Genomic DNA, 19480 nt, shown 5'->3' with positions numbered 1-19480 from the left:
TTTTCTCGGCCACTTTGGCGCGGTGTGGCTTCGTGGGCTAGGAGCCACATAGGAGCGTTGGGAGAGAAAGCCACATCGCACTGTGTCGTGCTGGATTGCCGAGGGACGGCGGGCTTGTCTTGTCATCATAGCCCAGGCGGCTCTTGGCGGCATCCAGAATGAAGAACGCGCAGCCTTGGGCTGCGCGTTCGATGGATGTTGCTGGGCAGGCTTCGAGGGCCATCACGTCGGCTTGGACGGCACGCTCCGCGTCGTGGTGCCCTTCCTGAATCCCCGATCCCCCGCCATGAACGCCTCCAGCATGTGCGGGATCAACTTCTCGGCATCGACGGCCTCGCCATACGCCTGCGCGTGCAGCGCGGCGTAGCGGTCGAGGTCGGCTTTCAAGCTGGCCGGGCAGGCAAAGGTCAGCTTGACGCTCTCGGTCTTGGGCAGCGGCCCTAGCCGCAGTTTCTTCGTGTTCATTGGGAAGCTCCCCGGTTGAAGAACAGCGGCTGGCACGGCCGCAGCACCAGATCCCGGTTCACGATGACGCGAACCGGCAGGCCCGGCCTAATGGTCAGCGTCGGCTGGATGTCCATGTTGCGCCGGGTGATCTCCTGACCCACCTGATTGATGCTGTCCTGGGCGCTGTCGCGCCCCGCGATGACGATGCGGTTGCCGTCCTGGCGGTTCTCTGGCGCGGCCAACTCGGCGCCTACGCCCAGCAGCGTCGTCAGCACGGCGCCCGCGACGATGCGATTCCAATGCCAGTCCACGTCGTCTTCCAGGCCGGCGTAGCCGGCTGGATCGGTGCCGACAAGGTTGTCGAGCGTCAGCGAGGACGTATCGGGCAGGATGACCCGGTTCCACACCACCTGCACGCGGCTCTGCCCGTAGCTGACCTGGCTGTTGTATTTACCCAGGATGCGCGACCCCTGCGGGATCAACAGGAACTTGCCCGTGGCCGAGTCATAGACCGGCTCCGTCACCGTGGCGATCACGTCGCCTGGCAAGTCCGACTTGATGCCCGTCACCAGCGCGCCCGCAATCACCGTTCCGGCCATGACCTGATACGGCGAGGCCGGCATTTTCAGGTTTCCGGAATTGCGGGTTTCCATAGAGCCGCCTTTCAGGAACGCCTCTTTCTGGTCTTGCCGGTTTTGCACAGCTGTCGGATCGGCAGGCTGGGGCGCCGCCGAGGCCGGCCCAGCCGCGAGCGGGTCGAAGGCCGCGAGCGTGTTGGCAGCACCAGGCACACCCGGCGGCGCCACCGTGGCCGTGGCGGCGGCCTGGCCCTGGCCGCCCGAGCGGAAAAACACCGACGAAGCCGCTGCGGCTTCCGCCTCCTTGCGCAAGGCGTCGTTGGGATCGTGGCCGGGGGCCGCGTAAGCGGCCACGGCGGACTGCTGCGAGTTCACGATGGCCGGGCCAAGATCGCCCGGCAGTGGCGGCCCCAGCTCGGGCACCTTCGGCGGCAGCTTCGAGTAGTCGGACGGCAGGCCGTCCAGCCCTTCGGACTTCGAGACGCGATCGACGTTGTAAAGCTCGGTCTGCTCGCCCGCGCCGCGCCGGTGCGGTTGCAATGACCAGATCGTGGCCCCGAGCACGGCGACCGACAGGCCGCCGACGAGGACGGCCAGCGTGCGCCGGTTCAACCGGGTCACGGCACGCGGCTGGGCGCGAAGCGCCACCGCCTCGGGCGCGACCTTGCCTGCCTGCCGCGTGGCGAGGTCGGGGGTATCGTCCTGGCTCATGGTCAGTTCCTCCGTGCCACGCCATCCGTGCGCTCGATCCGCACCACGTCGCCCTTGTCACCGCCCAGGCGCAACTCTGCCGCGCCAAACAGGCGATCCACGATGTAGTACGGCGAACGGAAGCGGTAGTTCACCAGTTGCCCGTCGCCTTCCGGCCCGATCACGAACAGCGGCGGCAGTTCGCCTTGCGCGATGCCGGCGGGGAACTGGATATAGACCTTCTGCCCGTCGTCGAAAGCGCGCAGCGGCTTCCACGACGGATTGCTGCCGCCGATCGCGTAGCGAAAGCGCAGGTTCTCCAGCGACAGGCCGCTATCCACCGGCGCGGCGGCGCTGGCCGCTTGCGCCTGGCGCTGCAAGGCCAGCATCCGGTCGCGCGGGTACTCCCAGGACACCGACGCCATCCACGTCTTTTCCGTGGAAGTCAGTTCCAGCAGGTACGTCCTCCGGCTGGTGATGATGACCAGATTGGTCTTGAGGCCCGAGCGGATCGGCTTGACCAGCACGTTGACGCGCAAGTCGGCACCGCTGCCGCTGGACGTGTCGCCCACGATCCAGCGCACGGTATCGCCGGCGGCCACCGTCACCAGCTCCTCGCCCGGCTGCAAGGCAACCATCGTCACCCGGCCCACGGCCGCATAGACCTGATACAGCGCGCCATCGGTGAAGGGCCACACCTGAATCGCGTTGACGTAGCCCTCGCGCGTGGGCGCGACACGCGCCTCGGCATTGGCGCGTGAAACGCGCACCTTCTCGTCGGCCGGCTCGGGCGTGGGCTTGGCGTCCTCGGCCTCGGGTGCCGGCATCAACTGCGCCGGCATCGGCAGCACCTCGGGCACGGCCACAACCTCCACGGGCGCGGGCGGCTCCGGCATCGGCTGGGCCTGCACCGGCACCGGCTCATCGAGCGAGATGGTCGGCGGCGGCTTGCCTTGCGTGGCGCAGCCCGCCAGGGCAACAAGCATCAACGGCAAAGCGTAAAAGCGGAAAGACAGGTTCATGGTTTTGCTCCTTCGGAAGAATCCAGCTCGCGGCTCCAGGAAAGGCCGTTGACGTAGATGCCCAGCGGGTTCTTGCGCAGGCGTTCTTCGGTGCGCGGCGGCTGGAGCACGATGGACACCACGGCCGTCCACCGTTCCAGGCCCGCCGCAGCGCCGTTGACGTAGCGGCGTTCCGTCCAGCGCACGTTGAAAGACGTGTCGCTGGCACGCACGACGCTGGTGATCTGCACCGTCACCGACTCCTTTCCGATGCGCGCGAACGGGTCGTTGACCCGCGCGTAGTCGTTGAGCACGGCCGCGCCTTTGTCGGTCGTGTAGTCGTAGGCGTCCAGCCAGTTCTGGCGGACGACGATGGGGTCGATGGACAGCGAGCGCACCAGCGTCACGAAGCGCGCGATGTGGTGCGCCGTCTGCGCATCGTTGGGCCGGTACGGCGTGGCGGCTTCGCCCACGGCGCGCACCTGGCCCGCGTTGTCCACCTCCACGACGTAGGGCGTGACGATGGATTGCGCCGAGCGCCACACCAGTCCGCCGGCCATCAGCAGCGCGAGCGTGAGGCAGCCGAAGGCCATGAATCGCCAGTTCTTGGCCTGGACGCGGGCCGAGCCGATACGGTCGTCCCACACCTGGCCGGCGGTTTGGTACGGCGTGGCAGGCTGCGGCGTGTCGGCGTAGCGCACCTGCGGTTTCTTGAATCGCATGGTCAGTTCTCCTTGTGAATCGCGTCAGTCGTCGGAGCCGCGCAGGCTCGGGCCTTGCCCGGAGCCGCCGCCGTCGCCACCGCGCAGCGCGTGGGCAGCGGTGGTCGCGGCGTGGGTGAGCTGCTGGCGGCGATGCAGCCGCTTGGCCCAAGCGGGCTGCTCGGGCGCCTGTGCAGCGGCAGCGCCTGCCGGCGCTTCGCTGGTGGCGGCCTGGCCGGCTGACGCGCCAGCGTCGCCGTTCCAGCCCGCGCGGAACGGTGCGGCCATGCGCTGCCCGGCAGCGGAAGCGCGGGATGCGGCAGCGCGTCCGGCAGACTGCGCGCCGGTCTTGGCGACGTTGCCCAAGCCCGCCATCGCGCCTTTGGCACCGCCGCCGGCGGCAGCGGAACCCGCCTGGAACGCCGACTTCGCGCTGCCAGCCGCCGACGTGGCGGCACGCGCGCCGCTGCCGGCCAGCTTGGCGGCAGCCGGGGCCATGCGCGCGCCAGCGGCCACCGCGCCGCCCACGCCCGTCGCGGCAGCACCGACAGCCACTGCCGTTCCGGCCGCGCCGACGGCGGCACCGGCCATCGCGCCCGCGCCGAGCTGGGGCGCGCCGGACACAAGGCCCGTGGCGATGCCGGGGCCGAAGATCCCGAGCGCGAGCAAGGTGAGCGAGGCCAGCATGATGACCAGCGCGTGGTCGATGTTCGGCTCGGCGGGGTGGACTTGGAACTGCGCGAACAGGCCCGAGCCGATGCCGACGATCACAGCCAGCACCAGCACTTTGATGCCAGCGGCCACGACGTTGCCCAGCACCTTCTCGGCGAGAAAGCTGGTCTTGTTCCACAGCGCGAACGGCACCAGCACGAACCCGGCGAGCGTGGTCAGCTTGAACTCGATCAGCGTGATGAAAAGCTGGATCGCCAGCACGAAGAAGCACAGCACCACGACCAGCCACGCGAGGAACATCACCACGATGGGATCGAGATTGGCGAACACCTCGGGGAAGCCCGCCATCTCGCCGATCTGCTCCAGAATCGGCGCCCCGGCGTCGATGCCGGTCTTGGCGAGCCGGCCCGGCTGCAAGAAGTTCTCCATCGTGATGGCCGAGCCGGTGGCGGTGATGCCCAGCCCCGCGAACGAGCGGAACACGATGCTGGCCAGCCAGTTGAAGTTGTTGAGGATGTAGGCGAAGGCACCGACGTAGAGCACCTTGCGCAGCAGCTTGGCGATCACGTCATCGCCTTGGCCGGTGGCGTGGCTCATGGCCCAATACAGCCCGGCGATCGTCATGTCGATGACGATCAGCGTGGCCGTGAGGAACGCCACTTCGCCGCGCAGCAGCCCGAAACCCGAGTCGATGTAGGTGGCGAAGGTGTTGAGGAACTGGTCGATGATGGTCACGTCATTCATGGCGTGCCCTCCGGTTCCTCGAAGCTGGGCGGGATCGGCGGCAGGTCGGCCAGCGTCTGGTATTCATCCGGCCCGGCCTCGCCGGAAAAGAAGCGCCGCCGGAAGGCTTCGGCGGCGGCGCGGCAAGCGTCCTCGCCCGTGGCCTGCCGGTCGGCCGCGCATTGCGCGCGCAATGCCTTGAGCCGCACGCGATCGGCGGCCAGGGCATCGGCGAGGTTGTCGGCCGGCTGCTCGCCGCAAGCGGCCAGCAGCACGGCACCAAGGACGAGGACGCATCGCATGGCGGCCTCCTGTCAGTCGCGGTAGAAGTTGACGGACTGCGGCGTGTACGGCGTGCCTTCCCCGAGGAAGCGCCGCCGCACTTCGCGGGCGCGCTCGGTGGCCGCCGCCTGCCGCGCCAGTTCCAGCGAGGCGGCCCGGTCTTGCGTGATCTGGAGCCGCTGCGACTGGATCGACTGCTTGGCCTGCAAGGCGAGCAACTGGTTCATGGCCTGCATCGCCTGCAACGCGCCTTGCGCCGACTGGCTCTTGCCGACCAGATCGGCCAGCACGCTTTCGTCTTCGCCCAGGTTCTGCGACACCTGCGCCTGCATCTGCATGGTGGTCTGCAAGCCGCCCAGCGTGTTCTTCCACCGCTCCTGGGCGTCGCGGTACATCTGGTCGCCGCTGACGGTGGCGGCGTACTGCTCCGGGTACAGGCGGGCAAACTCCCGATCCAGATTCGTCACGTCGTAGGCCAAGCCTCGGGCCTGGGCGATCAGCCGCTCGGTCGTCGCCAGGTTGGCGCGCAACTGGCCGACCACGCTGGATGGAAGGCTGGCGAGGTTGCGCGCCTGGTTCATCAGCATTTGCGCTTCGTTCTGGAGCTGGCGAATCTGGTTGTTGATCTGCTCCAGCGTGCGGATCGCGGTCATCGTGTTCTGCACGAGGTTGGTGGGGTCGATCACGACCCATTGCGCATGGGCAGTGGCGGTGCAAAGCATGGCCGCGATGGCAGCGGCGACAAGGCGCTTCTTCATGGCAGGATCTCCTGTGGTTGGTCAGCGAGGGAATCCGGCGCGAGGCCGGGGAACGAGGGCAGCAGGTCAGCCGCCCAATCGAGGCCGCGATGGCGCAGCCAGGCACCCGCGAAGCCGGGCGTGCCGGCGTCCAGCAGCACGCGGTCTATGTCGCGCTGGTCTTGCGGCGTGGAAGCGCCCGCGAAGGCCAGCGTCGCCGCCCCCAGGTCGAGGTCGAACAGGCGGTTGCCGAGGCGGGATTGGTAGTAGTAGTCGCGCTTGGGTTGCGCGGTGGCGACGATCTCGATCTGGCGCGAGTTCAACCCGAAGCCCTCGTAGATCGTGCGAATCTGCGGCTCGGTCGCCTGCGGGTTCGGCAGGAAGATGCGGCTTGCGCAGCTCTCGATGATTGCGGGCGCGATGCTCGAATCCTTAATGTCCGCGAGCGACTGCGTGGCGAAGATCACCGACACGTTTTTCTTGCGCAGCGTCTTGAGCCACTGGCGGATGCGCGCGGCAAACACCGGGTCATCCAGGAACAGCCACGCTTCATCGAGGATCAGCATCGTGGGCGCACCGTCAAAGCGTTCGTCAAAGCGCGCAAAGAGGTAATGCAGCACGGCCATGACGGCGGCCTTGCTGTGCATCAGCTCCTCCATCTCGAAACCCTGCACGTCCGCCATGCCCAGCCGGTCGTGGTCGGCATCCAGCAGCTTGCCGTGCGCGCCGCCCAGCACATAGGGCGCGAGCGCCTGGCGCAGCGCGTTCGATTGCAGCAGCACCGACAGGCCGGTCATCGTGCGCTGCTCGACGGGCGCACCGGCCAAGCTGCCCAGCGCCGACCAGATGGCGGCTTTCTCGTCCGGGCCGACTGCTACGCCTTCATGCAGCAAACGGCCTTCGATCCATTCGGCGGCCCAGGTGCGGTAGCCTTCGCGGTCAATGCGGGCGAGCGGCTGGAAGGCGATTTCGCCGTCCGTGCCCAAGTCGTAGTGCTCGCCGCCAAGCCCGAGGATCGTGGCGCGCATCGAACGCCCCATATCGAACGCGAAGATGCGCGAGCCGAGGTAGCGGCGGAACTGCATCGCCAGCGTGGCGAGCAGCACTGACTTGCCCATGCCCGTCGGGCCGGCCACCAGCATGTGGCCCACGTCGCCATCGTGCGTGACCAAGCGAAACGGTGTGGCGCCATCGGTGCGCGTCACGATGAGAGGCGGGCCGTCCAGATGCGCGTTGCGCTCGGGGCCGGCCCACACGGCCGACACCGGCATCATGTGCGCCAGGTTCAGCGTCGAGACGATCGGCTGGCGCACGTTGGCATAGGCGTTGCCGGGGAGCGAGGACAGCCACGCATCCACGGCATTGAGCGTTTCGGAGATGGTCACGAAGCCCCGGCCCTGGATGACGCGCTCCACCATGCGCAGCTTCTCGTCGGCTGCGGCCGGGTCGGCATCGAGCACCGTCACCGTGGCGGTGAGGTAGCCGAAGGCGACTTGATCACTGCCCAGCTCCTGCAACGCGGCATCGGCATCGGTCGCCTTGTTCGAGGCATCCGTGTCCACCAGCGGCGACTCCTGTTGGAAGATCGTTTCGCGCAGCAGCGCGATGACGTTCTTGCGCTTGGCGAACCACTGGCGGCGCAGGCGGGCGAGGTCTTTTTCCGCCTCGGATTTGTCCATGCAGAGGAAGCGCGTACTCCAGCGATACGCAAATCCGAGGCGGTTGAGGTCGTCCAGAATCCCCGGCCAGGTCGAGGTCGGAAAGCCCCGCACCGACACCACGCGCAGGTGCCGGTCGCCCAGCATGGGGGCCAGGCCGCCAACCAGCGGCGAGTCGGCCAGCAGCGCGTCGATGTGGAAAGGCACCTCGGGCACACCGACGCGATAGCGTCGCGTCGAGATGGTCGCGTGCAGGTAGGTCAGGGTCTGCGCGTCATCGAGCCAGGCAATTTCCGGCATGACGCCATCGAGCTGGTCAAAGACCCGATCCGTTTCCGCGACGAAGGCTTGCAGCCGCTCGCGCCAGTCCACGCCATTCGTCGGCGTGTTCTCGTAGAGCATCTTGGCGGCACGAGCGCGCGATTCTTCAGGCGGCAGGTACACCAGCGTCAAGTGATAGCCGCTCTCGAAGTGATGGCCGGTGTCCTCGAAGGCCGAGCGGCGTTCTTCGTCCACCAGCCACGACAGCGCCTCCGGAAACTCTGAGTGCGGGTAGTCCGCGGCGGCGCTGCGTTCGGCCTCGATGAACAGCGCCCAGCCCGATCCCAGCCGGCGCAGCGCATTGTTCAAGCGGGCCGACGTGGCGATCAGCTCGCCTTGCGTGGCACTGTCGAGGTCAGGCCCGCGAAACCGGGCCGTGCGCTGGAAACTGCCGTCCTTGTTCAAGACGACACCCGGCGCGACGAGCCCGGCCCACGGCAGCCAATCGGCGAGCAAGGCCGGGCGCTGGCGGTATTCGGCGAGGTTCAGCATGGCGGCGTCCCCTCACACGTCCAGCAGCGGGCGGTGCTTGATGTGCCGGGCGAACACGGCCATGAACTGCGGATCGACGCGCGCACCCCATACCGCCAGCGAATGGCCGACGATCCAGAGCACCACGCCAGGAATCCACAGTTGCAGGCCCAGCCCGACGGCGGCGGCCAGCGTGCCGTTGGCAATCGCCACGGTGCGCGGTGCGCCGCCCAGCAAGATCGGCTCGGTGAGCGAGCGATGCAAAGGCACCTCGAACCCGGCCGCGAAGCTATCCGGGCCGCTCATACGACAGCCCCGCCCGAGAACGAAAAGAACGACAGGAAGAAGCTCGAAGCCGCGAACGCGATGGACAGGCCGAACACGATCTGGATCAGCTTGCGAAAGCCGCCCGACGTGTCGCCGAAGGCGAGCGCGAGGCCCGTGGCAATGATGATGATGACCGCGACGATGCGCGCCACCGGCCCCTGAATCGACTCCAAGATCGACTGCAACGGGCCTTCCCAGGGCATCGAGGAACCAGCGGCCTGCGCGGTGCCGGCCAGGAACAGCAACAGCGCGGCCAGCAGCAGCCCTCGCCCCGCAGGGCGGGCCAGGCAGCGCAGCCGTGCAAGGCGCAAAGCCGGATTTACGGAAACACGGAAAGCAGGAATGGTCATCTGCGTCATAGCAGTTCTCCAGGTTGGTCAGGGGACGAGGAAGTCGCCGCAGCGGGTGCGGCATCAGGGATCGGCGGCAGCTCGGGAAACGGCGTTTCCAGCGCGTCCACCAGTTGGTAGCCCACGCCGTCGAAGCCGACGATGCGGGCGATGTTCTCGATGCGGCGCTTGCGTCCGCGCCCGGCGATCTGGATCACCACGTTGACCGCCTCGGCGATCAGCGCACGCGGCGGATTCACCGCCACTTCGAGAATCAGTTGCTCCAGGCGCAGCAACGCGCCCAGCGCGGAGCCGGCGTGGATCGTGGCGACGCCGCCGGGGTGGCCGGTGCCCCACACCTTGATGAGATCCAGCGCCTCGGCACCGCGTACCTCGCCGACGACGACGCGATCAGGTCGCAGGCGCATGGACGAGCGCACCAGCTCGGTCATGGACACCACGCCGGAGCGCGTGCGCAGCGGAACGTGGTCGCGGGCCGCGCATTGCAGCTCCACCGTGTCTTCGAGCACCAGCACGCGGTCGCCCGTGGCAGCTATCTCGGCCAGCAGCGCGTTCGCCAAGGTCGTCTTGCCGCTGCTGGTGGCCCCCGCGATCAGGACGTTCTGGCGCTCGCGCACGGCGCGCACCAAAAAGCCCGCCTGGGCGGCGGTCATCATTCCGTCCACGACGTACCGCTCCAGCGGGATCACGCCGATGGCGCGCTTGCGCAGCGCGAAGGCCGGCCCCGGCGCGGCTGGCGGCAGGATGCCCTCGAAGCGTTCACCGGTTTCGGGCAGTTCGGCGGACAGCAGCGGCTGGCCGCGATGCACCTCCGCGCCGACGTGGGCCGCGACCAGGCGGATGATTCGCTCGCCATCGGCTTCGGGCAGCTCCACGCCCATAGGCGCGCGGCCCGACGACAGGCGATCCACCCAAAGGGTGCGGTCAGGGTTGAGCATGATTTCCACCACGTCGGGGTCTTCGAGCGCGGTGGCGATCAGCGGCCCCATTGCCGTGCGCAGCATCTGGATGCGCCGGTCGAGCGACGTGGCACTCATGGATTGGGAAACGGCGCTCATGACGCACGCTCCTGCGCATCGGCGGCTGCCGCCGCGTCCTCCATCCGCACCGAATCGGGATGCAATTCCTCCACCACGTCGCGCACCAGGCTGCGCCCACGCATCAGGTGGCGGCCAAGCTGCTCGGTGAACTGCTCGAAACGCGCCTTGCCCAAGGCGCGGGCCGCCTCTTGGTGCGCCTCGGGAACCGGCGTGCTGACGGTCAGGTAGTAGCGGATGAACAGCGCCAGCGTCTCGATGGCGATGCTCTGGTCGCGCTCCATTCGCTCGGCCTGGCGCGAGAGGCGATCAAGGCGCTTGGCGATGGCCGCCTCGCGCTGGTCGGCCGCGTCCGGCGACAGCCAGGACGCCAAGGCAGCGGCGACGATGCTGGACTTGGACACGCCTTTCTTGGCGGCCAGTTCATCGAGCCGCTGGGCGTGCTCGGGCTGGATAAAGAGGTTCAGGCGATAGTGGCTCATAGCTCGATTCCGTCGTTGGGGTCGAGGGACGCCAGCCGGGCCGTGCGCTGCATGGCCGGATCAAGCTGGCGAGGAAGGGGAAGCGGCAGGTCGTCGTCGTCATCGAGCAGGCCGAGGTCGGCCGCGGGCGCGGCCAGCTCGGGGTCGTAGGCGACGGCCTCAGTTAGCTCGGGCTGACGGCGCGGGCCGCCGTCGTCGGCCGACGCCCGGAAGCCTTCGGCGGCATCGGCCGCAGGCGCGGCAGGCACGGCAGGAATCGCCAGGCCACTCCAGTCGTCGGGGCGCAGTGGCGGCGCGTCGGCGTACCGGCCGTCCGCCAGCTCGGGCGGCGGCAGCACGCGCTGCTTGAAATTGGCGTCGGCGTAGTAGCGCAGCTTCCGGGCCTTGATCGGCGCCATGCTGGACACCATCACTACGGCATCGTCCGGCGGAAGCTGCATCACCTCGCCCGGCGTCAGCAGCGGGCGGGCCGTCTCCTGGCGCGACACCATGAGGTGGCCCAGCCACGGCGCGAGCCGGTGGCCCGCGTAGTTGCGTTGCGCGCGCAGCTCGGTCGCAGTGCCCAGCGTCTCGGAAATGCGCTTGGCGGTGCGTTCGTCGTTGGTGGCGAACGTCACCCTGACGTGGCAGTTGTCGAGAATGGAATGGTTCTGTCCATACGCCTTGTCGATCTGGTTGAGTGACTGCGCGATGAGGAAGCTGCGGATGCCGTAGCCCGCCATGAAGGCCAAGGCTGTCTCGAAGAAGTCGAGCCGCCCCAGGGCCGGGAACTCGTCGAGCATCAGCAGCAGCTTGTGGCGGCGTTCGATGCCGTCGCTGCCGTCCAGCGATTCGGTGAGGCGTCGCCCGATCTGGTTGAGGATCAGGCGGATGAGCGGTTTGGTGCGCGATATGTCCGAAGGCGGCACCACCAGGTACAGCGACACCGGATGCTCGGCCGCGATCAGGTCGGCGATGCGCCAGTCACAGCGCGAGGTGACTTCGGCCACCGTGGGATCGCGGTACAGGCCGAGGAACGACATGGCGGTGCTTAACACGCCGGAACGCTCGTTGTCCGACTTGTTGAGCACTTCACGCGCCGCCGACGCGACTACCGGATGCGGCCCCTCGCCCAAGTGGGGCGTGGTCATCATTCGATGCAAGGTCAGCTCGAACGGGCTGGCCGGGTCGCTGAGGAAGTTGGCGACGCCGCGCAGCGTCTTGTCTTCGCCCGCGTAGAGCACATGCAGGATCGCGCCGACCAGCAGCGCGTGGCTGGTCTTTTCCCAATGGTTGCGCTTCTCCAGCGCGCCTTCGGGATCGACCAGAATGTCCGCGATGTTCTGCACGTCGCGCACTTCATGCGCGCCGCGCCGCACCTCCAGCAGCGGGTTGTAGGCCGCCGACTTCGCATCCGTGGGGTTGAACAGCAGGCAATGCGAGAAGCGCGAGCGCCAGCCTGCGGTGATCTGCCAGTTCTCGCCCTTGATGTCGTGGATGACGGCGGACGCGGGCCAAGAAAGCAGCGTCGGCACCACCAGGCCGACGCCCTTGCCCGAGCGCGTGGGTGCGAACGTCAGGACATGCTCTGGCCCCTCATGGCGCAGGTACTGGCGGTCGTGCTGGCCGAGGAACACGCCCTCTGGCTGCGTGAGGCCCGCCTTGCGAATGTCATGCGCGTTCGCCCAGCGGGCCGATCCGTAGGTCGTGACAAGGCGTGCCTGCCGCGAGCGCCAGACCGACATGGCAATGGCGACGGCCACGGCGACCATGCCACTGCTGCCAGCGATGGCTCCGCCGGTGTCGAAGATTTCCGGGGTATAGGCGCCGTAAGAAAACCACCACTCAAACAGCTTCCACGGGTGATAGATCGGCGTGCCAAGAAGATCGAACCAGGGCGAGCCAAGGCGTACTTGATAGCCAAGGGCTGCTGCTGTCCATTGTGTGGCACCCCACACTCCGGCGATCACGATGCCGAATACCACGGCGATCTGACCGAACAGCACGTTCGTCCCTTGCATGACCTGGCCTCCGATTTCTCCTGCGCCGATTCCTCATGGAAAAAGCGGCACAAGGACGTGCCGGAGGCGTCAGGATCGGTGCCGCGTCAGTGCCGGTCAAAGACCGTTTTAAGCAGAAAGATCGAGCAAAAAGAAAGAATTAGCGCGGTGGCGAGCCAACGAAAAACGTCGCAAGCGCAGGCGCGTTGCGGCGTGTCGGTCAGGAAATCCAATATTCGTGGCGAAGCGGCCACGATCAAAACTTAGGCGGCTCCTTCGGCGGTGTGTAGGGCGTTTCCCCGTCGCCATAGAACCGCTTGCGCGTGGCCTCGGCCACCCGGTTGCACAACACGTCGCCCAGCTTGGGGCGGTCGGTCTTGCACTGCTGGCGCAGTTCCTTGAGCCGTTCGGGGTTGGCCGCCAGCTCTTCCACTGTCGGGATGTTGGCTGCGGAACCGGCGGACTTCTGTGGCCCATCGGACTGGCCGCAGGCAGTCAACACGGCAACCAGCAAGAATGGGATGATCTTCTTCATGGCGTCAGTTCCTCCGGGTGATCGGGATTACGGCCTCGTATGGGCCTGGGGGTTTCCGGCTGTTCGATGGCCTGTGCGCGCTCAATAAACCGCGCCAACTCGTCGGACGGATCTCCGTCCAGCCGCAACAGATAGGTCGTGAGGGGCGACACGCGCGAAGCTAGCGGCCGGGCCACTACACCCGGCTCACGGCTGGCGGCAATGTGTGCACTGCCTGCTAGGCCGAGCGCAAAACCGGCCGAGACTAGGGCCATCATCAGGTCGGTGGACGAAACCCTCTCTGCAATCAGTGGCTCCACATCCGCACGGCGCAACACCCGTTCAACTTGCTTGGCATGGCCCTCACATGCCTGTGGATCGCACAGAACCAGTGGATAGCGAAGCAACTCATCCAAGGGGATGCGCTTGTGGGCCAGAAGCGGATGCCGAGCTGGCACGGCCACCATCAGCGCATCGCTCCATGCGGGCGTGGCGACGATACCGTCGCCCACTTCGTCGGATTGAGCAAACCCTACGTCATACAGATCGCTATGCAGCCCCTTGATCTGTTGCGATAGGGGCACCTCGAAGAACCGGATTTCGACCTCGGGTTCTTCCTGGCGGCAAAGTACGAGCAACGCAGAAAGGCGCGACGGCGTGATGCCGTCGGACAATGCCACGCGCAACTGGCCATGAAAACCGTTTGCTGCCGCTTTCACGCTATCGCGTGCCTGCTCCAAGGCGGAGAGCACGCGGCGCACGTGCTCCAGAAACAGCTCGCCCGCACGGGTCAGCCGAGTGCTGCGCGTGGTGCGGGCAAACAGCATCACGCCCAGTTCTTCTTCCAGTTCCTTGATGGCCCGTGACAGTGGAGACTGCTCGATGTGCAGCCGCTCGGCAGCGCGGGCGAAATGGAGTTCCTCAGCAACCGCAATGAAGCAGCGCAAGTGACGAAGTTCCATAGTCTTGTCCTTCCATGATCCATGTTGATTCGGGGGACGAGATGCACGCCTGCTGTAGCACCAGTCGAGCTGAGGCCAAATATTGAATAAACAATTATACATGTGTTCATATATTAGTCAAAGAAGCCTGCACCGTGCCGTGGTGATGTTCGATTGTGAGGAGATGAATGGTGCAAGCTGCACGAGGGCCAATGGGCATCGTGGAGGCCGCTTGCCAAAATAGTGCGAGCCCCACCGGGGCTCGCGAGATGCGGAAGGTGCTATGCCTTCAGGGGGAAAGCCCGAATCAGGCTGGGTTGATTTCCAGCGCGCCGCGGTTGATCTGGTCGCGCTCCATCGACTCGAACAAGGCACCGAAGTTACCTTCGCCGAAGCCCTCGCGGTAGTTGCCCTTGCGCTCGATGAACTCGAAGAACACCGGGCCGAGCAGCGGCTCGGAGAAGATCGGCCTCACGCTCACGGCCTACCTGAACGTGCGTCTCGAAAAGCACTCCGACTCGCACAAGCGCAATCCCATGGACGTGTTCCGCGCGTCGGTCCAGAAATGGCCGGAGGTCGTGGAATGCCATGCGCTGACCGGCGACATGGACTATCTGCTGCGGGTGGTCGTCAGGAACATGGCTCACTACTCTCGCTTCGTGCTCGACACGCTGCTCAAGCACCCCAGCGTGCAGGACTGCAAGACAAGCTTCGTGCTGGATCGGGTAAAGAGCACCACGGCCTTGCCCTATGAGCATTCGGCCGATTGGTGTAGCGGGGATGCAAATAGCGCTTGACCTTCCAACCGTGGCAAGGACCAGACTTCAAACACCCCAACCCGAAAGGAGTTTTCCATGCAATTCCATCTCGAAGACATGACCTGCGGCGGCTGCGCCCGCACCGTTACGAAAACGATCCAAACGATCGACCCCAACGCCAAGATCGTCACGGACCCGCCGACCCGCCGTGTCGAGGTCCAGACCTCGGCCTCGCAAGAGCAGATCGCCGCGGCCCTGAGCGAAGCTGGCTTCCCGCCGCGCGCGCAGTAACACCGCGTCGTGGCCGGCCTGCACACAGGACGGCCGATGCGAGCACGTGCGCTGCGCCGTACCTGGCGCGGCGCTCAGTGCATCCCAAGGTAGGCGACCTTGGCCCACATCCACAGGGCCATCGCCACCATCATCAGGTTCTCGGTCAGGGACACGAAACCCAGCGGCACGTTGCTGTCCCCGCCCACACAGGCGCACTTGAGTTCCCGGCGATCGACATAGACCGCCTTGAAAACCGACACGGCCCCGACGGTCCCGATGAACAGCGCCAACGGAATCGACACCCACATCCCCACGCCCGCGACCATCAGGACGCCTGCGATGGCCTCCGCGAACGGGTAGAAATAGGCATACCGAACCCAGCGCTTGGCCAGCAGGTCGTAGTTGAGGAACATCGTCGCGAAGCCGTCCACGTCCTTGAGCTTCTGCAGCGCCAGGAGACACATGGCAAAGGCCACGAACCACTCTGCCGCCTGAATGCTCCAGAGCTGGCCGAAGGCCGCCCAGCTCGCCGCCAGCGCCATCGCGGCCGCCATGGCGAACAGCGCGATCACAGGGGTGTAGGTCACGGCGTTCTTGTCCTTCACGGACATGCCGAAGAATTTGCGCAGGTCGTCGTAGCCGCCCACGCGCCGCCCGTTTATGAAGACCTGGGGCGTGGTCTCGACGCCATGCTCCTTCTTGAACGCATCCGTCTGCTCGCGGCTCGCCAAGTGTTTGTCCTCGACCTCGTAGCCCTTGCGGTTGAGCAGATCGAGCGACTTCAGCCCGTAGGGGCAGGTATGGCCGGGCATGACCATCCGGTAGAGCGTGGCTTGTTTGGGCGCAGACATGCTGGACTTCTCCTGTGGGACTTTTCATGGGCCGGCCGCAGCGCCGACTATCACGGATTGAAGGACTTTGACGACATTTCCAGCCTAACCGGCGGTGGTGCAAGGGGGTGTAGGCATCTGGCTCCCGGGGCGGTCGTCAGGCTGCAACGCCGTCAGTCCTCCGTCTGCCAGAGCAACCCCGCCGCAGGCCGGCGCGCCCGCGGCGGCACGCTGGGTCCTAGTGGTTCTCCTTGGCATGGTTGATCGTGTACTTCGGGATCTCGACGGTCAGGTCCTCGTTCGCCACGATGGCCTGGCAGCTCAGGCGCGATTGCGCCTCTAGCCCCCAGGCCCGGTCAAGCAGGTCGTCCTCGCACTCCTCGACCTCGTTGAGGGAATCGAATCCCTTGCGCACGATGCAGTGGCAGGTCGTGCAGGCACAGCTCATGTCGCAGGCATGTTCGATCTCGATGCCGTTGTCTAGCAGCGCCTCGCAGATCGAGGTGCCGACCGGCACGTTCAGCTCGGCGCCCTCGGGCGCCAGTTCAGGATGGGGCAAGACGGTGATCTTGGGCATGGTCTCTCCCGGCTGCTCAGTGCGCACGCGGCTTCTTTGCCGCTGCGTTGCCACTTGCACGCCGTGGCACGGCGCCGGTGCGCGCTTCGGGCTCGTCGTCGCTGGTATCGAGTTGCTCCAGCGTGTGCAGGATCGGGCAGTCGGGCCGTTCGTCGCCGGCGCAGCACCGGATCAGCGCCTTGAGCGTCTCGGCCATCTCCAACATGCTCGCGATGCGCCGGTCCAGCTCGGAGATGTGCTGCTGCGCCAGGCGCTTGACGTCGGCACTCCGGCGCGACTTGTCGTTCCACAGTCCCAGCAGGTCCGTGATCTCGGCCACCGAGAAGCCGAGGTCGCGCGCACGCCGGATGAAGTGCAGCCGGTGTACGTCGTCCTGGCTATAGGCGCGGTAGCCCGAATCGTTCCGGTCGGCCGGGGGAATCAAGCCGATCTGCTCGTAGTAGCGGATCATCTTGGCCGAGACCTTCGAGGCCTTGGATGCTTCACCGATGTTCATGGTGTTCCTCCTTTCTCAATGAGCGGTATCCGCCGCCAGCGGCGGCTGGAAGCGGCGCAGGCGCAGCGCGTTGCCGAGCACGAACACGCTGGACAGCGCCATCGCTCCGGCCGCGAAGATCGGCGACAGCAGCACACCGTATGCGGGGTATAGGACGCCAGCGGCCACCGGGATCAGGGCCGTGTTGTAGCCAAACGCCCAGAACAGGTTCTGGCGGATGTTGCCGATGGTGGCCTTGGACAGCGCGATGGCGTTGGGCACACCCTGCAGGTTGCCGGACATCAGCACCACGTCGGCCGACTCCACCGCCACGTCGGTGCCGGTGCCGATCGCCAGGCCCACGTCGGCCTCGGCCAGCGCCGGCGCATCGTTGATGCCGTCACCCACGTAGGCGATCTGGCCGTGGGTGGCCTTTAAGCGGCGCACGGCTTCGACCTTGCCCTCGGGCAGCACTTCGGCCACCACCTCGTCGATGCCCAGTTGCTTGGCGATGGCCTGCGCGGTACGCGCGTTGTCGCCAGTGATCATCGCCACCTTCAGGCCGAGCTGGTGCAGCGCGGCAATGGCCGCGGGCGTGCTGGACTTGATCGGATCGGCCACCGCGATGATGGCGGCCAGTCGGCCGTCGATCGCGGCGTACAGCGGCGACTTGCCCTCATTGCCCAGGCGCTCGGCCGTGCGAGCGAAGCCGCTCACGTCCAACCCCAGCTCACGCATGAAGCGATCGGCACCGACCTCGACACGCGCGCCGTCCACGGTGGCGCGCACGCCCATGCCCGTGACCGAATCGAAGTCTGTCATCGTCGGCAGCGCGATGCCACCTTCCACGGCCGACTCGACGATGGCGCGTGCGATCGGATGCTCCGAGCGCGATTCGACAGAGGCGACCTTCGCCAGCACCTGGTTGCGGTCAAAGCCGTCGGCAATCTCCAGGTCGGTCAGGACCGGGCGGCCCTCGGTCAGCGTGCCGGTCTTGTCCACGGCCACCACCTTGGCGTCCTTGAGCAGTTGCAGGGCTTCACCCTTGCGGAACAGTACGCCCATCTCGGCGCCCCGGCCCGTGCCGACCATGATGGAGGTCGGCGTCGCCAGACCCATGGCGCACGGGCAGGCAATGATCAGCACCGCCACGGCATTGACCAGCGCGAAGGACAGCGCGGGCGACGGGCCGAACACCAGCCAGACCAGGAAGGTCAGCACGGCGGCCAGCATGACGGCGGGCACGAACCACAGTGTCACCTTGTCCACCACGGCCTGGATCGGCAGCTTGGAACCTTGCGCCTGCTCGACCATGCGGATGATCTGCGCCAGCATGGTCTGACCGCCCACGGCGGTGGCACGCAGCGTCAGCGCACCCTTCTGGTTGACGGTGCCGCCGACCACGGTGCTGCCTTCCGCCTTTTCGACGGGAATCGGCTCGCCGGTGATCATCGACTCGTCCACGAAGCTGCGGCCCTCGGTCACTTCACCATCGACCGGCACGCGCTCGCCGGGGCGCACTTCCACGATGTCGCCCTGCGCCACGTCGTTGATCGGGATGTCCACGATGCGGCCGTCGCGCAGCACGTGCGCCTCCTTGGCCTGCAGGCCGACCAGGCGCTTGATGGCCTCGGAGGTGCGGCCCTTGGCCCGTGCCTCAAGAAAGCGGCCCAGCAGGATCAGCGCCACGATGACGGCGGCCGCCTCGTAGTACACGTTCACCGTGCCGGCCGGCAGCAGACTGGGCGCGAATGTGGCGACCATCGAATAGCCGAAGGCTGCGGCCGTGCCGACCGCGACCAGCGAGTTCATGTCGGGACCCAGGCGGAACAGCGCCGGGAAGCCCTTCTCGTAGAAGCGCCAGCCCGGAATGGCGAGCACCAGCAGGGTCAGCACGAACTGCAGATACCAACTCTGCTGGATGCCGATGGTGGAAGCCACCCACTCATGCATGCCGGGAATCATGTGCGAGCCCATTTCGAGCACGAACACAGGCAGCGCCAGCACGGCGGCCAGGGTCAGGTCGCGCTTGAGTTCGGCGCGCTCGGCGTCCTTCTTCTCGGCGGCTTCCTCGTCGGCCTGCGCGCCGGTATCCACCGGGTTGGCCTCGTAGCCGACCTTCTCGATGGCCGCGATCAGGTCCGCCACGGCGGCCACGCCGCGCACGGTGGCACGCTCGGTCGCGAGGTTGACCGTGGCCTCGGTGACGCCGGGCACGGCCTTGAGTGCCTTCTCGACGCGGCCCACGCAGGAGGCGCAGGTCATGCCCTCGACCGCCAGTTCGACGGTGCCAGCCGGCACGTCGTAGCCGACCTTCTCGACCGCCTGGATCAACGCGATGCGATCGACAGGACTGGCCAGGCGGATGTCCGCCCGCTCGGTGGCGAGATTGACGGACACGCTGTCCACGCCCGGCACCTTGGCCAGGGCGGCCTCGACTCGGCCGACGCAGCTCGCGCAGGTCATGCCCTCGATGGGTAGGCTGATCGCTGCTGCGGTGGCACGAGCATCACTCGTTATTGGCATGCTCATGGTTGTTTCCCATAGTTGATATTCGACATGGGGGAGCTTAGGGTTTACCATCGTGGGAAGGTCAAGCGCTTTTTTCGGGTACTGTCAGGTTTCAGAAATGGCCCGGCGCACGGGGGAAACGAGG

At 66.6% G+C, this 19480-nt stretch carries 23 protein-coding genes; 3 read left to right on the top strand and 20 right to left on the bottom strand.

Features of this window, described 5'->3' with window-relative positions:
- Positions 1–222: 222 nt before the first annotated feature.
- Genes ACW4TB_RS23160 through ACW4TB_RS23100 form a run of 13 tightly spaced genes read right to left on the bottom strand, consistent with a single transcriptional unit; the run spans position 223 to position 12477 of the window.
- Positions 223–465, bottom strand: a complete 243-nt coding sequence (locus ACW4TB_RS23160; protein WP_008786880.1) for a DUF2274 domain-containing protein — start codon at positions 463–465, stop codon at positions 223–225.
- Complete coding sequence (locus ACW4TB_RS23155; RefSeq protein ID WP_008786881.1) at positions 462–1736, bottom strand: TrbI/VirB10 family protein; 1275 nt, start codon at positions 1734–1736, stop codon at positions 462–464. Before ACW4TB_RS23155 ends, ACW4TB_RS23160 begins: the two co-directional genes overlap by 4 nt.
- Positions 1737–1738: 2 nt before the next feature.
- Positions 1739–2737: a P-type conjugative transfer protein TrbG gene (gene trbG, locus ACW4TB_RS23150; protein WP_008786882.1), complete on the bottom strand. Its 999-nt coding sequence runs from the start codon at positions 2735–2737 to the stop codon at positions 1739–1741.
- Positions 2734–3438 carry a conjugal transfer protein TrbF gene (gene trbF / locus ACW4TB_RS23145; RefSeq protein WP_008786883.1) on the bottom strand — a complete coding sequence of 235 codons (705 nt, stop codon included), beginning with the start codon at positions 3436–3438 and terminating at the stop codon, positions 2734–2736. The genes trbG and trbF overlap by 4 nt, the downstream gene beginning before the upstream one ends.
- A 24-nt stretch (positions 3439–3462) precedes the next feature.
- Complete coding sequence (trbL, locus tag ACW4TB_RS23140) at positions 3463–4833, bottom strand: P-type conjugative transfer protein TrbL (protein WP_021221531.1); 1371 nt, start codon at positions 4831–4833, stop codon at positions 3463–3465.
- Positions 4830–5114, bottom strand: a complete 285-nt coding sequence (locus ACW4TB_RS23135; RefSeq protein WP_008786757.1) for a hypothetical protein — start codon at positions 5112–5114, stop codon at positions 4830–4832. The genes trbL and ACW4TB_RS23135 overlap by 4 nt, the downstream gene beginning before the upstream one ends.
- Before the next feature lie 12 nt (positions 5115–5126).
- Positions 5127–5852: a P-type conjugative transfer protein TrbJ gene (gene trbJ, locus ACW4TB_RS23130; RefSeq protein WP_008786756.1), complete on the bottom strand. Its 726-nt coding sequence runs from the start codon at positions 5850–5852 to the stop codon at positions 5127–5129.
- Complete coding sequence (gene trbE, locus ACW4TB_RS23125; RefSeq protein WP_008786755.1) at positions 5849–8302, bottom strand: conjugal transfer protein TrbE; 2454 nt, start codon at positions 8300–8302, stop codon at positions 5849–5851. Before trbE ends, trbJ begins: the two co-directional genes overlap by 4 nt.
- A gap of 12 nt (positions 8303–8314) precedes the next feature.
- Positions 8315–8587, bottom strand: a complete 273-nt coding sequence (locus tag ACW4TB_RS23120) for a VirB3 family type IV secretion system protein (protein ID WP_008786754.1) — start codon at positions 8585–8587, stop codon at positions 8315–8317.
- Positions 8584–8958, bottom strand: coding sequence for a TrbC/VirB2 family protein (locus ACW4TB_RS23115; protein ID WP_430726851.1), 375 nt, complete (start codon positions 8956–8958; stop codon positions 8584–8586). The genes ACW4TB_RS23120 and ACW4TB_RS23115 overlap by 4 nt, the downstream gene beginning before the upstream one ends.
- A 5-nt stretch (positions 8959–8963) precedes the next feature.
- A complete protein-coding gene (gene trbB / locus ACW4TB_RS23110; RefSeq protein ID WP_019396556.1) occupies positions 8964–10016 on the bottom strand; it encodes a P-type conjugative transfer ATPase TrbB in 1053 nt (350 codons plus the stop codon).
- The gene (locus ACW4TB_RS23105) at positions 10013–10477 is read right to left on the bottom strand and encodes a CopG family transcriptional regulator (RefSeq protein WP_008786751.1); all 465 of its coding nucleotides are present in this window, start codon (positions 10475–10477) and stop codon (positions 10013–10015) included. The genes trbB and ACW4TB_RS23105 overlap by 4 nt, the downstream gene beginning before the upstream one ends.
- Positions 10474–12477: a conjugal transfer protein TraG gene (locus ACW4TB_RS23100; protein ID WP_019396555.1), complete on the bottom strand. Its 2004-nt coding sequence runs from the start codon at positions 12475–12477 to the stop codon at positions 10474–10476. Before ACW4TB_RS23100 ends, ACW4TB_RS23105 begins: the two co-directional genes overlap by 4 nt.
- Between ACW4TB_RS23100 and ACW4TB_RS23095 the strand changes: the two genes are divergently transcribed.
- The gene (locus tag ACW4TB_RS23095; RefSeq protein WP_124014400.1) at positions 12472–12723 is read left to right on the top strand and encodes a hypothetical protein; all 252 of its coding nucleotides are present in this window, start codon (positions 12472–12474) and stop codon (positions 12721–12723) included. The two genes, ACW4TB_RS23100 and ACW4TB_RS23095, sit on opposite strands and share 6 nt — an antisense overlap.
- Here the strand turns inward: ACW4TB_RS23095 and ACW4TB_RS23090 are convergent.
- From ACW4TB_RS23090 to ACW4TB_RS23080, 3 genes are all read right to left on the bottom strand, one after another.
- Positions 12713–12991 carry an EexN family lipoprotein gene (locus ACW4TB_RS23090; RefSeq protein WP_008786748.1) on the bottom strand — a complete coding sequence of 93 codons (279 nt, stop codon included), beginning with the start codon at positions 12989–12991 and terminating at the stop codon, positions 12713–12715. The genes ACW4TB_RS23095 and ACW4TB_RS23090 overlap by 11 nt on opposite strands.
- Positions 12988–13932, bottom strand: a complete 945-nt coding sequence (locus ACW4TB_RS23085) for a LysR family transcriptional regulator (RefSeq protein ID WP_008786747.1) — start codon at positions 13930–13932, stop codon at positions 12988–12990. The genes ACW4TB_RS23090 and ACW4TB_RS23085 overlap by 4 nt, the downstream gene beginning before the upstream one ends.
- A gap of 286 nt (positions 13933–14218) precedes the next feature.
- Positions 14219–14392, bottom strand: coding sequence for a hypothetical protein (locus tag ACW4TB_RS23080; protein WP_019396554.1), 174 nt, complete (start codon positions 14390–14392; stop codon positions 14219–14221).
- On the opposite strand from ACW4TB_RS23080, the gene ACW4TB_RS23075 reads away from it, so the two are divergent.
- Both ACW4TB_RS23075 and ACW4TB_RS23070 read left to right on the top strand, forming a co-directional pair.
- Entirely contained in the window at positions 14334–14708 is a 375-nt protein-coding gene (locus ACW4TB_RS23075) for an Lrp/AsnC family transcriptional regulator (protein ID WP_008786746.1), read from the top strand. The two genes, ACW4TB_RS23080 and ACW4TB_RS23075, sit on opposite strands and share 59 nt — an antisense overlap.
- A 57-nt stretch (positions 14709–14765) precedes the next feature.
- Complete coding sequence (locus ACW4TB_RS23070) at positions 14766–14960, top strand: heavy-metal-associated domain-containing protein (RefSeq protein ID WP_003821167.1); 195 nt, start codon at positions 14766–14768, stop codon at positions 14958–14960.
- A gap of 74 nt (positions 14961–15034) precedes the next feature.
- Here the strand turns inward: ACW4TB_RS23070 and ACW4TB_RS23065 are convergent, their stop codons facing one another.
- The 4 genes from ACW4TB_RS23065 to ACW4TB_RS23050 all read right to left on the bottom strand — a co-directional run bounded on the left by ACW4TB_RS23065 (position 15035) and on the right by ACW4TB_RS23050 (position 19356).
- Complete coding sequence (locus tag ACW4TB_RS23065; protein ID WP_008786745.1) at positions 15035–15793, bottom strand: MauE/DoxX family redox-associated membrane protein; 759 nt, start codon at positions 15791–15793, stop codon at positions 15035–15037.
- Positions 15794–16010: 217 nt separating this feature from the next.
- Complete coding sequence (fdx, locus tag ACW4TB_RS23060) at positions 16011–16349, bottom strand: ISC system 2Fe-2S type ferredoxin (RefSeq protein WP_008786744.1); 339 nt, start codon at positions 16347–16349, stop codon at positions 16011–16013.
- Positions 16350–16365: 16 nt separating this feature from the next.
- Entirely contained in the window at positions 16366–16845 is a 480-nt protein-coding gene (gene cueR / locus ACW4TB_RS23055) for a Cu(I)-responsive transcriptional regulator (protein WP_008786743.1), read from the bottom strand.
- 15 nt (positions 16846–16860) lie between these two features.
- Positions 16861–19356, bottom strand: coding sequence for a heavy metal translocating P-type ATPase (locus ACW4TB_RS23050; RefSeq protein ID WP_008786742.1), 2496 nt, complete (start codon positions 19354–19356; stop codon positions 16861–16863).
- Between the last annotated feature and the right edge of the window lie 124 nt (positions 19357–19480).

It is taken from the genome of Lelliottia jeotgali, assembly GCF_977070485.1.
Note: the sequence above shows the minus strand (reverse complement) of the source record. Positions and strands in the feature narration are given on the sequence as shown.

What these genes read in the sequence shown, in the direction of transcription:
- ACW4TB_RS23160 (WP_008786880.1), bottom strand. Translation starts at nt 465, where the DNA reads ATGAACACGAAGAAACTGCGGCTAGGGCCGCTGCCCAAGACCGAGAGC.
- ACW4TB_RS23155 (WP_008786881.1), bottom strand. Translation starts at nt 1,736, where the DNA reads ATGAGCCAGGACGATACCCCCGACCTCGCCACGCGGCAGGCAGGCAAG.
- trbG (WP_008786882.1), bottom strand. Translation starts at nt 2,737, where the DNA reads ATGAACCTGTCTTTCCGCTTTTACGCTTTGCCGTTGATGCTTGTTGCC.
- trbF (WP_008786883.1), bottom strand. Translation starts at nt 3,438, where the DNA reads ATGCGATTCAAGAAACCGCAGGTGCGCTACGCCGACACGCCGCAGCCT.
- trbL (WP_021221531.1), bottom strand. Translation starts at nt 4,833, where the DNA reads ATGAATGACGTGACCATCATCGACCAGTTCCTCAACACCTTCGCCACC.
- ACW4TB_RS23135 (WP_008786757.1), bottom strand. Translation starts at nt 5,114, where the DNA reads ATGCGATGCGTCCTCGTCCTTGGTGCCGTGCTGCTGGCCGCTTGCGGC.
- trbJ (WP_008786756.1), bottom strand. Translation starts at nt 5,852, where the DNA reads ATGAAGAAGCGCCTTGTCGCCGCTGCCATCGCGGCCATGCTTTGCACC.
- trbE (WP_008786755.1), bottom strand. Translation starts at nt 8,302, where the DNA reads ATGCTGAACCTCGCCGAATACCGCCAGCGCCCGGCCTTGCTCGCCGAT.
- ACW4TB_RS23120 (WP_008786754.1), bottom strand. Translation starts at nt 8,587, where the DNA reads ATGAGCGGCCCGGATAGCTTCGCGGCCGGGTTCGAGGTGCCTTTGCAT.
- ACW4TB_RS23115 (WP_430726851.1), bottom strand. Translation starts at nt 8,958, where the DNA reads ATGACCATTCCTGCTTTCCGTGTTTCCGTAAATCCGGCTTTGCGCCTT.
- trbB (WP_019396556.1), bottom strand. Translation starts at nt 10,016, where the DNA reads ATGAGCGCCGTTTCCCAATCCATGAGTGCCACGTCGCTCGACCGGCGC.
- ACW4TB_RS23105 (WP_008786751.1), bottom strand. Translation starts at nt 10,477, where the DNA reads ATGAGCCACTATCGCCTGAACCTCTTTATCCAGCCCGAGCACGCCCAG.
- ACW4TB_RS23100 (WP_019396555.1), bottom strand. Translation starts at nt 12,477, where the DNA reads ATGCAAGGGACGAACGTGCTGTTCGGTCAGATCGCCGTGGTATTCGGC.
- ACW4TB_RS23090 (WP_008786748.1), bottom strand. Translation starts at nt 12,991, where the DNA reads ATGAAGAAGATCATCCCATTCTTGCTGGTTGCCGTGTTGACTGCCTGC.
- ACW4TB_RS23085 (WP_008786747.1), bottom strand. Translation starts at nt 13,932, where the DNA reads ATGGAACTTCGTCACTTGCGCTGCTTCATTGCGGTTGCTGAGGAACTC.
- ACW4TB_RS23075 (WP_008786746.1), top strand. Translation starts at nt 14,334, where the DNA reads ATGAACTCGAAGAACACCGGGCCGAGCAGCGGCTCGGAGAAGATCGGC.
- ACW4TB_RS23070 (WP_003821167.1), top strand. Translation starts at nt 14,766, where the DNA reads ATGCAATTCCATCTCGAAGACATGACCTGCGGCGGCTGCGCCCGCACC.
- ACW4TB_RS23065 (WP_008786745.1), bottom strand. Translation starts at nt 15,793, where the DNA reads ATGTCTGCGCCCAAACAAGCCACGCTCTACCGGATGGTCATGCCCGGC.
- fdx (WP_008786744.1), bottom strand. Translation starts at nt 16,349, where the DNA reads ATGCCCAAGATCACCGTCTTGCCCCATCCTGAACTGGCGCCCGAGGGC.
- cueR (WP_008786743.1), bottom strand. Translation starts at nt 16,845, where the DNA reads ATGAACATCGGTGAAGCATCCAAGGCCTCGAAGGTCTCGGCCAAGATG.
- ACW4TB_RS23050 (WP_008786742.1), bottom strand. Translation starts at nt 19,356, where the DNA reads ATGAGCATGCCAATAACGAGTGATGCTCGTGCCACCGCAGCAGCGATC.